Source organism: Clostridium sp. UBA5988 (assembly GCF_002435615.1).
GTDB classification, from domain to species: domain Bacteria; phylum Bacillota; class Clostridia; order Clostridiales; family Clostridiaceae; genus Clostridium_J; species Clostridium_J sulfidigenes.
Map to the genome: position 1 here is coordinate 161224 of NZ_DJBA01000033.1, position 14859 is coordinate 176082.

The 14859-nt window shown below is 30.9% G+C and carries 13 protein-coding genes, 1 tRNA gene and 1 other annotated feature; all 14 genes read left to right on the plus strand.

What is annotated here, in order from left to right:
• The first annotated feature begins 9 nt into the window (after window positions 1-9).
• Complete coding sequence (locus B3J31_RS09640; protein WP_150841660.1) at window positions 10-1680, plus strand: formate--tetrahydrofolate ligase; 1671 nt, start codon at window positions 10-12, stop codon at window positions 1678-1680.
• A 304-nt stretch (window positions 1681-1984) separates the two neighbouring features.
• Window positions 1985-3469 (plus strand): carboxyl transferase domain-containing protein, encoded by a 1485-nt coding sequence (locus B3J31_RS09645; RefSeq protein WP_346867484.1) that lies wholly within the window; start codon window positions 1985-1987, stop codon window positions 3467-3469.
• Window positions 3470-3481: 12 nt separating this feature from the next.
• Window positions 3482-3856: an OadG family transporter subunit gene (locus tag B3J31_RS09650; protein ID WP_150841662.1), complete on the plus strand. Its 375-nt coding sequence runs from the start codon at window positions 3482-3484 to the stop codon at window positions 3854-3856.
• 25 nt (window positions 3857-3881) lie between these two features.
• Window positions 3882-4298: a biotin/lipoyl-containing protein gene (locus B3J31_RS09655; protein WP_150841663.1), complete on the plus strand. Its 417-nt coding sequence runs from the start codon at window positions 3882-3884 to the stop codon at window positions 4296-4298.
• A gap of 16 nt (window positions 4299-4314) precedes the next feature.
• Window positions 4315-5454 carry a sodium ion-translocating decarboxylase subunit beta gene (locus B3J31_RS09660; RefSeq protein ID WP_150841664.1) on the plus strand — a complete coding sequence of 380 codons (1140 nt, stop codon included), beginning with the start codon at window positions 4315-4317 and terminating at the stop codon, window positions 5452-5454.
• Between the two features lie 105 nt (window positions 5455-5559).
• Window positions 5560-5730 carry a hypothetical protein gene (locus tag B3J31_RS09665; protein WP_167402721.1) on the plus strand — a complete coding sequence of 57 codons (171 nt, stop codon included), beginning with the start codon at window positions 5560-5562 and terminating at the stop codon, window positions 5728-5730.
• A 6-nt stretch (window positions 5731-5736) separates the two neighbouring features.
• On the plus strand, window positions 5737-5919 hold the full coding sequence (locus tag B3J31_RS09670) for a hypothetical protein (protein WP_150841665.1): 183 nt from the start codon (window positions 5737-5739) through the stop codon (window positions 5917-5919).
• Between the two features lie 176 nt (window positions 5920-6095).
• Window positions 6096-6875: a type III pantothenate kinase gene (locus B3J31_RS09675; protein WP_150841666.1), complete on the plus strand. Its 780-nt coding sequence runs from the start codon at window positions 6096-6098 to the stop codon at window positions 6873-6875.
• Between the two features lie 8 nt (window positions 6876-6883).
• Window positions 6884-7861: a tRNA dihydrouridine synthase DusB gene (gene dusB / locus B3J31_RS09680; RefSeq protein ID WP_150841667.1), complete on the plus strand. Its 978-nt coding sequence runs from the start codon at window positions 6884-6886 to the stop codon at window positions 7859-7861.
• Between the two features lie 133 nt (window positions 7862-7994).
• Window positions 7995-8474 carry a transcription elongation factor GreA gene (gene greA / locus B3J31_RS09685; protein ID WP_150841668.1) on the plus strand — a complete coding sequence of 160 codons (480 nt, stop codon included), beginning with the start codon at window positions 7995-7997 and terminating at the stop codon, window positions 8472-8474.
• Window positions 8475-8504: 30 nt separating this feature from the next.
• Window positions 8505-10046, plus strand: coding sequence for a lysine--tRNA ligase (gene lysS / locus B3J31_RS09690; protein WP_150841669.1), 1542 nt, complete (start codon window positions 8505-8507; stop codon window positions 10044-10046).
• Window positions 10047-10312: 266 nt separating this feature from the next.
• Window positions 10313-10387, plus strand: a tRNA-Asn gene (locus B3J31_RS09695).
• Between the two features lie 138 nt (window positions 10388-10525).
• Window positions 10526-10692, plus strand: a binding site (T-box leader).
• Between the two features lie 81 nt (window positions 10693-10773).
• Window positions 10774-12165: a glycine--tRNA ligase gene (locus B3J31_RS09700; protein WP_150841670.1), complete on the plus strand. Its 1392-nt coding sequence runs from the start codon at window positions 10774-10776 to the stop codon at window positions 12163-12165.
• A 557-nt stretch (window positions 12166-12722) separates the two neighbouring features.
• The gene (gene murD, locus B3J31_RS09705; RefSeq protein WP_346873958.1) at window positions 12723-14102 is read left to right on the plus strand and encodes a UDP-N-acetylmuramoyl-L-alanine--D-glutamate ligase; all 1380 of its coding nucleotides are present in this window, start codon (window positions 12723-12725) and stop codon (window positions 14100-14102) included.
• Window positions 14103-14859 lie beyond the last annotated feature (757 nt).

Here is a 14859-nt window from a genome sequence, read left to right on the forward strand (position 1 = left end):
GGTTAATTTATGAAAACTGATATTGAAATTGCTCAAAGTTCAAAGATGATACCAATTTTAGAGGTAGGAAAAACCTTAGGTTTAACTGAAAATGATTTAGATCTTTATGGAAAGTATAAAGCAAAGATATCCCTAGATGTTCTTGCAAATAGAAAAGATAAGGATGATGGGAAACTTATATTAGTTACAGCAATTAATCCAACTCCAGCAGGAGAAGGAAAATCTACAGTAACTATAGGACTTGGTCAAGCACTTTGCAGTTTAGGCCAAAATGCTGTTATAGCATTAAGAGAGCCTTCATTAGGGCCAGTTTTTGGAGTTAAGGGAGGTGCTGCAGGTGGCGGATACGCTCAAGTAGTACCAATGGAAGATATAAATCTTCATTTCACAGGAGATATGCATGCTATTACAACAACAAACAATTTGTTATCAGCAGCTATAGATAATCATATTCATCAAGGAAATGAACTTAGAATAGATTCAAGAAGAATTATATTTAAAAGAGTTTTAGATATGAATGATAGAGCTCTTAGAGATATAGTAGTTGGTATGGGTGGCAAGCCGAATGGATTTTTAAGGGAAGATGGATTCACAATTACTGTTGCATCTGAAATTATGGCAATACTATGTTTATCTAGCAATCTTATGGATCTTAAGGAGAGATTTGGAAAAATACTTGTGGCATATGACCTTGATGGAAATCCAATATATTGTAAGGATTTAAAAGTTCAAGGTGCAATGGCTATGCTAATGAAAGATGCTATAAAACCTAATCTAGTACAAACATTAGATAATACGCCAGCAATAATTCATGGAGGGCCCTTTGCCAATATTGCTCATGGTTGTAACAGTATACTTGCAACTAAAATGGCATTAAAGTTAGGAGATTATGCTATTACTGAAGCAGGATTTGGCGCAGATTTAGGAGCAGAGAAATTCTTTGATATTAAATGTAGGTATGGAGGATTAAAACCAAACTGCGTAGTTATAGTTGCAACAATTCGTGCATTAAAACATCATGGTGGAGTTAAAAAAGATGAATTAAATATTCCAAATGTAGAAGCATTATCTAGAGGTGTTGTGAATTTAGAGAAACAAATAGAAAACATACAAAAATTTAATGTTCCAGTAGTTGTGGCTATAAACAAATTCATATCAGATAGTGATGAAGAAGTTAAGTTCATAGAAGAGTTCTGTAAAGCTAAGGGTGTAGAAGTATCTTTGACCGAAGTTTGGGAAAAAGGAGCAGAAGGTGGAAAAGACTTAGCTAATAAAGTTATTTCAACTATTGAAAATAAAGAAAGTAAGTTCCAAGTTTTATATAATGAAGAATTAGATATTAAAGAAAAAATAAAAGTTATTGCAAGGGAAATTTATGGAGCAGATGATGTTGAGTTTACAGCATCGGCTAAAAAACAGATTAGTGAAATCGAAAAATTAGGACTTCACAAAGTACCTATCTGTGTAGCTAAAACTCAAAATTCTCTTTCTGACAATCCTGCTTTATTAGGAAGACCAACAGGATTCAATATATCTGTAAAAGAAGTTAAATTATCAAATGGAGCAGGTTTTATAGTTGCTTTAACAGGAACTATAATGACTATGCCAGGACTTCCAAAGGTTCCTGCTGCAAATAAAATAGATATTCATGAAGATGGAACTATAGAAGGTCTATTCTAAATTCTTTAAATTTAAATTAGATTATATATTAATTAGCTTACCAATTAATCAGATATAATTAAAAATTAAAATTTATTTACTAATCCTATGATTTTCATAGGATTAGTTTTTTTTATAAATTTTAATAGAGAGGAATTAAAATTTATTTAAACAGAATACTATAACTAAGATTATCTAAATTGTAGAAATTTTTAAATAAGAAATTCACAGAAAAATGAATTAAAACTTGCAATGAATATATACAAATGGTGTTAAATGTGTTATTATTATATACGGTAAAGTTAATATGTCAGGAGGCAGTAAAATGAATAAACTTGAAGTGTTTAATTCGCTTAAAGAGACATCACATTTAGGTGGTGGAGATAGTCAATTGCAAATGCAACACAACCTAAATAAACTTACAGCGAGAGAAAGAGTTCTTGCATTATTAGATGAAGGAACATTTGTAGAAATTGGTGCTCTTGTTTCAGACAATGGAGCCGGTGTAATTACTGGTCACGGAACTGTAAATGGTAGACTAGTATTTATATATAGTTGTGACTATACAGTTGAAGGTGGAACTTTTACAAAAGCTATGGGAAGAAAAATAATAAATATTCTTGATAATGCTGCTAAAATAGGTGCTCCTGTAGTTCAAGTTATTGATTCCATAGGTGGAAAATTAAATGAAGGAATAGAATTACTTGGTTCCTATGGATTAGTTTTAAATAAGTATGCTAAGTTAAGTGGTGTAGTTCCAAGAATATCAATTATTTGTGGTCCTTGTAATGGGATAACATCATTGATTGGTACAATGAGTGATGTAGTGGTTGCTGTAGATGAAATAAGCGATTTAAGTGTATCTTCTTTAGGGAAGCTTACTGAAAAAGAAGGTAAATATGTGGATAAATCAATGGTGAGCAATGGAGTAAGTGCTAATAAAAATAGTAATGCGCATATAAATACTGCTACTGAAAATGAAGCATTCCAAGTTGTGAGAAATATAATTTCTTATATGCCATCAAATAATTTAGAATTACCTACTGTTAGTGATGAAGATTTAAATTTAAATATAAGTAAGCTAGATCTTGATGAAATGGTTGCAAAGGACAATTATTCCTTAGATGAAATTTTAAATAATATAACTGATGTAGATAGTATTATAGAGATATATAGAGGATTTGCTACAAACTTTAGAACTGTACTGGGGAAAATTAACGGTTTGACAGTTGGAGTTATATTAAACTCTAATAATAAAGAAATTGATAATTTAGGAGCAAATAAAGTTGCAAGTTTTGTGAAATTATGTGACAGTTTCAACGTATCAATTTTAAGCTTAGTAGATACTAAAGGAGCATCAGTTTCTTTAGAAGAAGAAAATAATGGACTTGCTAAAAATATAGGAAAGCTTATGTATTCGTTAATTGATGCTTCAGTTCCAAAGGTTTCTTTAGTTATTGGAGAAGCATATGGCCTTGGATATGAAGTGTTAGCTTCAAGAGAATCAGCTTTTGATGTTACAATAGCTTGGCCAACAGCAAAGGTATGTTTAACAAATCCAGAAGAATATATAAAAGGATTACACAGAGATGAGATATTTAACTCAGAGGATCATAAACAAGGGGAAAAAGATGTAATTGCTAAATATTATGATGAAGTAACAAGTCCATATAATTTAGCTAAAATGGGAATTATAGATGATGTAATAAAACCAAGCGAAAGCAAGCAAAGGATATTTGCTATGCTAGATATGTTACAAAGTAAAAGAGAATTAAAATATCCTAAAACACATGGTAGTACACTAGTTTAGGAGGAGTAAAATATGAAAGAAACATTATTCAGAAACTTCACTCTAGATAATTTATCCTTTGCATTAGGTGTAGCTGCCATTGCTATGATAATAGTGTTTGGAGTATTAATAGCACTTATGCTAATAATTAAGTTACAGAGCTTTTTATTAGGAAGAGATTATAAAAAGAAATCCAATACTAATGATGAGCCTAAGGAAGAATCAATTACGGTAAGTGAAGTTGATAACACTGTGCAAGCAGTAGATATTAATAAAGAATATGAGTTAGTGGCAGCTATAATGGCATCACTATCTGCTCATACTGGTAAACCACTAGATGAGCTAAATATAAAGAGTATAAAAAGGATTAATAATAATTCAAGTTGGAGAAGTGCTTCTATTAAATAGAAGCATTGTTAGGAGGATATTTCATATGAAAAAGTACAATGTTACAGTTAATGGAAATTTATATCAAGTAGAAGTAGAAGAGGTAAAGGGTGAATTTGCTACACCAGTAGCACCAATTTCACCAATAGCACCAGCGCAACCAGCGCAACCAGCACAACCGGTAGCTCCAGCGGTAGCATCAACTCCAGCACAAGCACCAGCTGCATCACCAGTAGCATCAACAGCAGATGGTGCAAAGGTAGAATCACCAATGCCAGGAACAATAGTTAAGGTGCTTGCAACTAAAGGTGCAACAGTTAAACAAGGAGAAGTTCTCTTTGTGCTTGAAGCTATGAAGATGGAGAATGAAATAATGGCTCCAGTAGATGGAACTGTAGTAGAGATAAATGTAACACAAGGAGCCGCAGTTAATACTGGAGATATATTAGCTGTTATTGGATAATAGGAGGTCAACTTAAATGAATGTTTTTGAAGTAATTAAGGATTTGATTGCCTCTTCTGGGTTTGCTGCCTTAACATGGCAACAAGCTGTAATGATAGGAGTATCTTTGGTTTTCATATGGTTAGCAATTGGTAAAAAATTTGAACCTCTTTTGTTATTACCTATAGCCTTTGGTATGTTACTTACTAACATACCATTAGGTAATATCATGGCCGAGCCTGTAGGTAAGGAAGTAGGAGGATTGTTATATTACTTATCAAAAGGAGTTAAGTTGGAAATATTCCCTCCACTTATATTCTTAGGGGTAGGAGCAATGACGGATTTTGGTCCATTACTTGCTAATCCATCTAGTGTACTTATGGGAGCGGGGGCACAATTTGGTATTTTCTTTGCTTTTGGAGTAGCTATTCTTTTTGGATTCACACCACAAGAAGCTGCATCTATAGGAATTATAGGAGGAGCAGATGGTCCTACAGCTATATTCTTAACTAATAAACTAGCGGGACATTTGTTAGGACCTATTGCAGTGGCAGCATATTCATATATGGCACTAGTGCCACTTATACAACCACCAATAATGAAGGCCCTTACAACTAAAGAAGAGCGTAGAATTAGAATGGGACAACTTAGACAAGTTAAGCAAATAGAAAAGATTGTATTTCCTATAGTTGTAACTATAATGGTAACTTTATTATTACCATCCTTATTGCCATTAATAGGAATGTTAATGCTTGGTAACTTATTTAAGGAGTCTGGTGTAGTTGGAAGACTTTCAGATACTGCACAAAATGCCTTAGTAAATATAGTTACTATATTCCTTGGACTTTCTGTTGGAGCAACTGCAACAGCTGAGGCTTTTATAAATCCTAAAACCATAGGAATAGTTATAATTGGAGTAGCTTCCTTTGCTATAGCTACAGCAGGAGGAGTAATTATAGGGAAAATTATGTGTAAATTAACTAAAGGTAAGATAAACCCATTAATTGGATCTGCTGGAGTATCAGCAGTACCTATGGCAGCTAGAGTTTCTCAAGTTGTAGGTCAAAAGGAAGATCCTACTAACTTCTTACTTATGAATGCTATGGGAGCAAATGTATCTGGAGTTATAGGAAGTGCAGTTGCAGCGGGTGTATTATTAACTTTATTCGGAGTTTAATATTAAGTGAAATTGTAAATAGTTTATAAAAAAGGTATGTACTTTTAAAATAAAGGTATATACCCTTTTTTATTTGATAATAATAAAAAAAAGGAGGCGATTATTATGAAGGGTATAATGATTCAATCTCTAATTGAAAAAGAAAATGAGATTATTAAAAGTTATAAAAGTTATCTGACAAACATACCTGTTCAAGACATTGACAGCAAGGTACAGGACTCTATTGTAAGACATAATAATCATGTAAATACTTTAAAAAATATTATTGGGAGGTAGGGGCCAATGTTCAATGGTAAGGAAAATGAAAAAAACATTAGAAGAAATTATATAAACAAGAAAGAGGAAAATTTAAAAAAATTATATCTGAATATTATGAATAATTCCAATGATGGAACATTAAAAGGAGAATTGTATGAGATTTTTAAAGATGAGTTGGATATAATAAATAGTAATAATTTTATATAAAACATAATAGAGTAGTCTACAGTGGTATTACATAAAATTCATTAACACATTAAGTAGTATTAACTTAAAAAAGTTAATTAAGTTATATAGTTAAAGTGTTAAATGTGTTATAATAATTAGGAACATTTAAAAAGCAGCTTAAAAGCTGCTTTTAATTATATAGAGGTGACATGATTATGATATTCGTATTAGACGTAGGAAATACTAATATAGTATTAGGTATTTATAAGAATGAGGAATTAATAGTTGAGTGGAGATTATCTACAGATAATAGAAAAACTTCTGATGAATATATGATAGAAGTAGCACAGCTTTTTGCTTACAACAAGATAGAGGTTACCGATATATCAGGAGTTATTATTTCATCAGTAGTTCCCAATATAATGTATTCCCTAGAACATATGGTTAGAAAGTTTTTTAACAAAAAACCTCTAGTAGTAGGTCCGGGAATAAAAACTGGAATAAATATAAAATATGATAATCCTAAAGAAGTAGGAGCAGATAGAATAGTTAATGCAGTAGCAGCTCATGAAATGTATAAAAAACCATTAGTTATTATAGATTTTGGTACTGCCACTACTTTTTGTGCAGTAGCTGCTAATGGAGATTATATAGGTGGAACTATATCGCCAGGTATAAAAATATCTTCAGATGCTTTATTCCAAAGAGCTGCTAAACTTCCAAGAGTAGAGCTTATAAAACCAGAAACAGTTATTTGTAAAAATACAGTAGCTAGTATGCAAGCAGGTATTGTATATGGTTATATAGGTCAAGTTGATTTTATCGTAAGTAAAATTAAAGAGGAAATGATAGCATTAGGTGAGGAAAATCCTATGGTAATAGCTACAGGAGGTCTTGCTAATCTTATAGCTGAGGGATCAAAATCTATAGATAAAGTTGAACCATTCTTAACTTTAGAAGGACTTAGGATTATATACGAGAAGAACAGAGAATAGGTGATAGAATGAAAATTTCAAATATAAGCTTCGAAAATCCTGTATTTCTAGCTCCTATGGCAGGAGTTACGGATATAGCTTATAGAGGTATATGTAAAGAAATGGGATGTGGACTAGTTTATACAGAAATGGTTAGTGCAAAAGGGTTATATTATAATAGTAAAAATACCGGAACACTTATGAGAATAAGTGATGAAGAAAAGCCAGTTGCATTACAGATATTTGGAAGTGAGCCAAAGATAATGGCATTTGCTTGTGAGTCTATTCAAAGTATGGATGGAGTTGCTATTATAGATGTAAACATGGGATGCCCAGTACCCAAGATAGTCAAAAACGGAGAAGGTTCTGCTTTGATGAAAAATCCTAAGCTTGCCGGCGAAATTGTTAAAGAAATGAAGAAGTCTACAAATAAGCCTATTACAGTAAAGTTTAGAAAGGGTTTTGATTCAAATAACATAAATGCTGTGGAGTTTGCTAAATATTTAGAAGATGCAGGAGCAGATGCAATAACGGTGCATGGAAGAACTAGAGAACAAATGTATGAAGGTAAGGCGGATTGGGATATAATAAAGCAAGTAAAGGAAGCTGTTTCTATACCGGTCATTGGAAATGGTGATATTTTTGAGGCAGAAGATGCTATAAATATGAGGAAACAAACTAATTGTGATGGTATAATGGTAGCGAGAGGTGCTATGGGGAATCCTTGGATATTTAAAGAGATAAAACAAGGAATTGACGGTAATGCTATAGTAAAGCCTACTGATGTAGAAAGAATAGATATGTGCATGACTCATTTGAATAGAGCTGTAAAGTTTTTTGATGAAAATAAGGCTGTAAGAGAAATGAGAAAACATATAGCATGGTATATTAAGGGATTAAGAAATTGTACCGAAATTAAAGAAAAAATCAACTCTGCTATAACCTATGATGAAATGTATGATTTATTAGAAAAATATAAATTAAATTATGAAAAGTGGTATTTTTAATATAAATATGCCTTTATTGACAAGGAATTGCAGCTGTTTTATAATTAATCAAAGATTATAGAGACTATATATGATACAATTGAGTATTTATAATGATATAGAATTATTTAGTAAGATTGAAGGGGAGAGAAAAATGAGCGAAGCTAAAAAATACGTGATGACTTACGAAGGAATAAAGAAGCTTGAAGATGAGCTAGAGTACTTAAAAACCGTTAAGAGAAAGGAAATAACAGAAAAGATAAAGGTTGCTTTAGGATATGGGGATTTAAGTGAAAATTCAGAGTATGACGAAGCAAAGAATGAGCAAGCATTTGTTGAGGGAAGAATTATACAACTTGAGAATATGCTAAGAAATGCATCGGTGGTAGATGAAAGTGAAATACCTAAAGATATAGTTAGTATAGGAACAAGTGTGAAAGTGTTTGATTATGAATTTGATGAAGAAATAGAATTTTATCTTGTTGGATCTGCTGAAGTAGACCCTTATGAAAATAAAATTTCAGATGAGTCCCCTGTTGGAAATGCTCTTATGGGGAAAAGAACAGGAGATATTATAGAAGTATCAACTCCGGATGGAATTAGCAAGTATAAGGTGTTGGAAATTAATAGATAATCATAAATGAAAAACTAGGAGGAATGCTCTATGGCTACAGAAGTTAACAATGATAATTCACAAGAGATTGTAGTAGATAATGAACAATTACAAGCTCAAGAAGCTGAATATAATGAACAAGTAATGATAAGAAGACAAAAGCTAGCTGATCTTCAAGCCCAAGGAAAAGACCCTTTTGACGTATATAAGGTTGAAAGAACTCATGAGGCTCAAGAAATAAAGGATAACTATGAAGAACTTCAAGAAACAGAAGTTACAATTGCAGGAAGACTTATGTCTAAAAGAATTCAAGGAAAAGCTGGATTCTGCGATATTCATGATAGATCTGGTAAAATGCAAGTATATATAAGACTTGATAGGGTTGGAGAAGAACAGTTTAAAGATGCGAAAACTTTTGATATAGGTGATTTTTTAGAAGTTACAGGTATACCATTTGTAACAAAGACAGGAGAAACTTCTGTTAAAGCTAGCAAAGTAACTTTAATTTCTAAATCATTAAAACCACTTCCAGAAAAATGGCATGGTCTTAAAAATCCAGATTTAAAATATAGACAAAGAGAAGTAGACCTAGTAATGAATAAAGATGTAAAGGATACTTTTATTAATAGAATAAAAATTATAAAAGCTGTAAGAGAATTCTTAGATAATAGAGGATACTTAGAAGTGGAGACTCCTATTTTATCTCCTATAGCTGGAGGAGCAGCTGCAAGACCATTCGTAACTCATCATAATACCTTAGATATAGATATGTATTTAAGAATTGCTACAGAATTATACTTAAAAAGATGTATAGTTGGTGGACTTGAAAAAGTATATGATATGGGTAAAAACTTCAGAAATGAAGGAATGAGCATAAGACACAATCCGGAATTTACAATGATAGAATTATATGAAGCTTATGCTGATTATAATGATATGATGAAAATAACAGAAGAATTAGTTGCATATGCTTGTGAGAAGGTTCATGGTAGCACTAAAGTAAATTATCAAGGAACTGAAATAGACTTTACACCACCATGGAGAAGAATTACTATGATTGATGCTGTAAAGGAATATGCAGATGTAGACTTCAATGAAATTAAGACAGATGAAGAAGCTAGACAAATTGCAAAAGAAAAACACTTAGAATTTATAAAGGAATTAAAAGATTGTACAAAGGCAGATATATTAAATGGTTTATTTGAAGAATATGCCGAAGAACATTTAATTCAACCAACATTCCTTTGTGATTATCCAGTAGAAATATCACCATTAACTAAGAAAAAACGTGGAAATGAAGCATTTACTGAGAGATTTGAAGGGTTTGTATATGGTAGAGAAGTTTGTAATGCTTATTCAGAACTAAATGATCCTATAGTTCAAAGACAAAGATTTGAACAACAAGCAAAAGAAAGAGAGCTTGGAGATGATGAAGCTTATCTAATTGATGAGGAATTCATGAGTGCTCTTGAGGTAGGAATGCCTCCAACAGGTGGACTTGGAATTGGTATAGATAGAATAGTAATGTTCTTAACTGATTCAGTATCTATCAGGGATGTTATACTATTCCCAACAATGAAACCTCTACAATAATATAATTAATAACATATAATTTTAAAATTAATTTTACCCAAAAATTATTGCATATTAAAATAATTTTTGGGTAAAATGTTAAGGTACTAATTTAATATATAATATTAGTAAATATATATTAAATAATTATTGCATATTAAAAAGATTTCTGGATAAAATATTAAAGTATTCATATAATGTAAGTTAAAGAAATTATTTTTTAAATTTTATAAAATAGTGTTGAAATTTACATTAAATGTGCTATAATCTAAATATGAATTAAATATTCCGCGATAGCTCAACGGTGGAGCACTCGGCTGTTAACCGATAGGTTGGAGGTTCGAATCCTCTTCGCGGAGCCATTTTTTTATAAGATAACTTACGGCGGGCTTTTAAGTCGGCTTATTTTGTTATAGTAAACAATATAACAAAATAATGTTTATATTTTAATTTTATTTTGAATTATAATATGATGTGAGGATAATAATATTAAAAACTGAATAATAACGATGATAAAGAAAAGTAGTAATAAAGATTTTAAAGAGAGATGATGGTGGGTGTAAATCATTAAATCAATATTATGAAGGGAGCTTTTGAGTTAGTGATAAATTTTAAAGATGAGCTTTAGCTAATAAGGGTGGAACCGCGGATTAATTTCGTCCCTTAATTGGTTAAAGCTTTTTTATTTACAAATATTAATTTGTTAATTGCAATTAATAATAAAAAAACATTGATGGAGGTAATGAACATGGCAAAAGAATTAACTATGGATAAAATGGTAGCTTTATGTAAAAATAGAGGATTTATATTTTCTGGGTCTGAAATTTATGGAGGGCTTGCAAATTCATGGGATTATGGTCCTTTAGGTGTGGAATTTAAAAATAACGTTAAAAAAGCATGGTGGAAAAAGTTTGTTCAAGAAAATCCTTATAATATAGGTTTGGATTGTGCTATATTGATGAATCCAGAAGTTTGGGTAGCCACAGGTCATGTAGGTGGATTCTCTGATCCGTTAATGGATTGTAAAGAATGTAAGGCTAGATTTAGAGCTGATAAGTTAGTTGAAGATCATATGGTTTCAGAAGGAGTAGAAGTAGCTGTAGCTGATGGATGGACTAATGAAGAGTATAAAGAATATATTGAAAAACACAATGTGGTTTGTCCAAAGTGTGGGAAAATGAATTATACAGATATAAGAAAGTTTAACCTTATGTTTAAAACTTTCCAAGGCATAACTGAAGACAGTAAAAATGAAATATATTTAAGACCAGAAACAGCTCAAGGTATTTTTGTAAACTTTAAAAATGCTCAAAGAACATCAAGAAAGAAAGTACCTTTTGGAATAGCTCAAATAGGTAAATCTTTCAGGAATGAAATTACTCCAGGTAACTTTACCTTTAGAACAAGGGAGTTTGAGCAAATGGAACTTGAATTTTTCTGTAAGCCAGGAACTGACTTAGAGTGGTTTGAATATTGGAAGGAATATTGTAAGAATTTCTTATTTAACTTAGGAATGGGTAAGGAAAATCTAAGGTTTAGAGATCATGAAAAAGAAGAACTATCATTCTATAGTAATGCTACTTGTGACATAGAGTTTTTATTCCCATTTGGATGGGGTGAGCTTTGGGGAATAGCTGATAGAACAGACTATGACTTAAAAAGACACATGGAACATTCAGGAGAAGAGCTATCTTATCTAGATCCAACTACTAATGAGAAATATGTACCATACTGTATAGAACCATCATTAGGAGCTGATAGAGTTGCATTAGCATTCTTGTGTGAAGCTTATGATGAAGAAGAACTAGAAGGCGGAGATGTTAGAACAGTGATGCATCTTCATCCAGCATTAGCACCATTTAAGGCTGCGGTACTTCCACTTAGTAAGAAATTAAGTGAAAAGGCTCTTGATGTGTATGGAATATTATCTAAAAAGTTTAATGTAGATTATGATGAGGCTGGAAGTATAGGAAAGAGATATAGAAGAGAAGATGAAATAGGAACACCATTCTGTATTACTATTGACTTTGATACTATAGAAGATGAGAGTGTTACAGTAAGGGATAGAGATACTATGGAACAAGTAAGAATGCCAATAAGTAATCTAGTATCTTATATAGAAGAAAAAATGGAATTTTAATAGAAGTCCATGTAGATTTAAAATAGCTCTAGGCATTAATTTGCTTGGAGTTATTTTATAGTAAAGAATATAACAAGTTGAATATGTAAAGAAAAAATATATTGATATGATAAATTAAGGGTGTTTAAAAAATGTATTGTAGTCTAAAATTTAAATGGATATTGTATTTAAGGGTTCATTAATGGAGATTTATATAAATGGATAAAAAAATAACCGGATTTGCATCCGGTAAAAAATAGGGTTTAATCATGGGGATATGTTATGTGCAATGTTAAACCTTTGGGGAAAAGTTTTAACACCTTTACTTACGGCACAAACAGATTATATCATATTAAAAAACTCATATCAATAGCTTTTTTAAAAAAATAATAAATTAAATTGAAAAAACATTGGAAAGTTAGTGGATTGAAGGGGAAAATAGGCGAAAATAAAGAAAATAGGGGAGTTTTTGCAATGAATAGAATAAGTATTTTTCATAGAGTTTTTTTAAGTCTGATGTAGTGATATAATTATAGTATAGAAGTAAGCTAATATATGGCGGTACTGGAGGAATAAGAATGAAAAGAAATTTTAGTGAGTTTAAGAAGTTTATTAAGGATAAAAATGTAGCAGTAGTAGGAATAGGGGTAAGCAATATACCACTTATAGAGTTCCTTGTTGGTTTAGGAGCTAAAGTAACTGCATTTGATAAAAAGAATATAGAAAAACTTAAAGAAGTTGTAGACAAGTATCAATACAAAGGAGTTAAATTTGAATTGGGAGAAGGATATCTATCTAATTTGCATGGTTTTGATGTTATCTTTAAAACCCCATCCATGAGAATTGATAGTAAAGAATTAACTATAGCCCAAAATGAAGGTGCATATATAACATCTGAGATGGAGGAGTTTTTAAGATATTGTCCTGCTAAAGTATACGGTATAACAGGAAGCGACGGAAAAACAACAACTACATCTTTAGTATATAGTATTTTAAGTGCGGCAGGTTTCAAAACTTGGGTTGGAGGGAATATAGGTACCCCATTATTCACAAAAATAGAAGAAATATCACCAGATGATAAGGTCGTTCTTGAATTATCAAGTTTTCAACTTATGACTATGGATACATCTCCAGAAGTAGCTTTAATTACAAATTTATCACCTAACCATTTAGATATGCATATAGATTTGCAAGAATATATAGATTCCAAAAAGAATATATTTAGATATCAAAATAAAGATAACCTGTTGGTGTTAAATGAAGATAATGATGTTACAAGAAATATTAAAGGGGAAGAAAATGGGCGTCTTTATACTTTTAGTAGAAATAGTGTTATAGAAAATGGAGCTTATTACAAAGATGGAGATCTTTTTGCTAGAGGTAAAAAGGTATGTAATAAAAGTGAAGTATTGCTTAAAGGTATGTATAATATAGAAAATTTATTAGCAGCCTTTGCTTTGATAGTGGATGATGTGGATGTAAAATATATGAGAGAAGTCGCAACTACTTTTAAAGGTGTAGAACATAGAAATGAATTTGTAAGAAGCTATAGAGATGTAGAATATTATAATAATTCTATAGCTTCAAGTCCTACTAGAACATTAGCAGGTATAAAAGCTTTTGAAAAACCGGTAGTATTAATTGCTGGAGGACGTGATAAAAAAGTTCCTTTTGAATCATTAGCATATGAAGGATATCCATATATAAAATCATTGATTCTGCTTGGGGAAGCTAAGGAACAAATTAAAAAAGTTTTTGACAAATTAAAAAATGAAAAAGGTATCCACGTTGATATTCATATGGTTGATACGTTAGAAGAAGCTGTAAATAAGGCAGTAGAAATATCAGTAAGTGGAGACATAGTAGCATTAGCTCCGGCATGCACAAGCTTTGATATGTTTGAAAACTTTGAGATTAGAGGAAATAGGTTTAAAGAAGTGGTTAAGAATTTAAAGTAATAGAACATTATTAAAAAATATATATCCATAATACTTTATATTAACTTAATAATAGAAAGATATATTCCTAGAACGCAGTTTTGATTTACTGTTTTCTAGGAATTTGCTTTTTTAATCATAATGTCAATTGAATTATAAAGTATACTATAAGAAGATTATATTAGCTTGTTAGGCTAGTTATAAGTAATAATGACACATTGTTGTACTTCACATTTTAATATCTCTTGTAATCTGGTTATACAAATGGTAAATCTCCTTGAAACCCGCATGGATAGAACAACTATTTAACTAGTTATATAGGTAACTAGTTAAATAGGTAACTAGTTTTCAATTTATATAGGTAACTATTTGTTCTAAATCTATATACTCGGAGTGGTTTATGAGATTTTGCTGATGAAAAACATATAATTAATTAGTAAAATAGGCCACAGCATAAATAAATTAAAAAAACTTAACCAAGTGTATCAATACATGTAAATTAGAGAAAAAATAAGAAATTTAGAGAAAATAAAGGATAATTTTTATATATAATCACATAAGCTAAGAAGAGAAAGCCAACCCTATGATATTATAAATCTCGTCACTAAGTGATGCGAACTTCAAAGTTCAAATCTAGATAACTTTAAAGATGGATTTAAACAAAAAAAAGTTTTAAAAAAGTTTAAAAAGTTATTGACATAACAAAATGATGGTGATAAAATTTAAAAAGTAGTCAGTCGGTAGATTGATGAAAATCAAATGGTCTTTGAAAATTAAA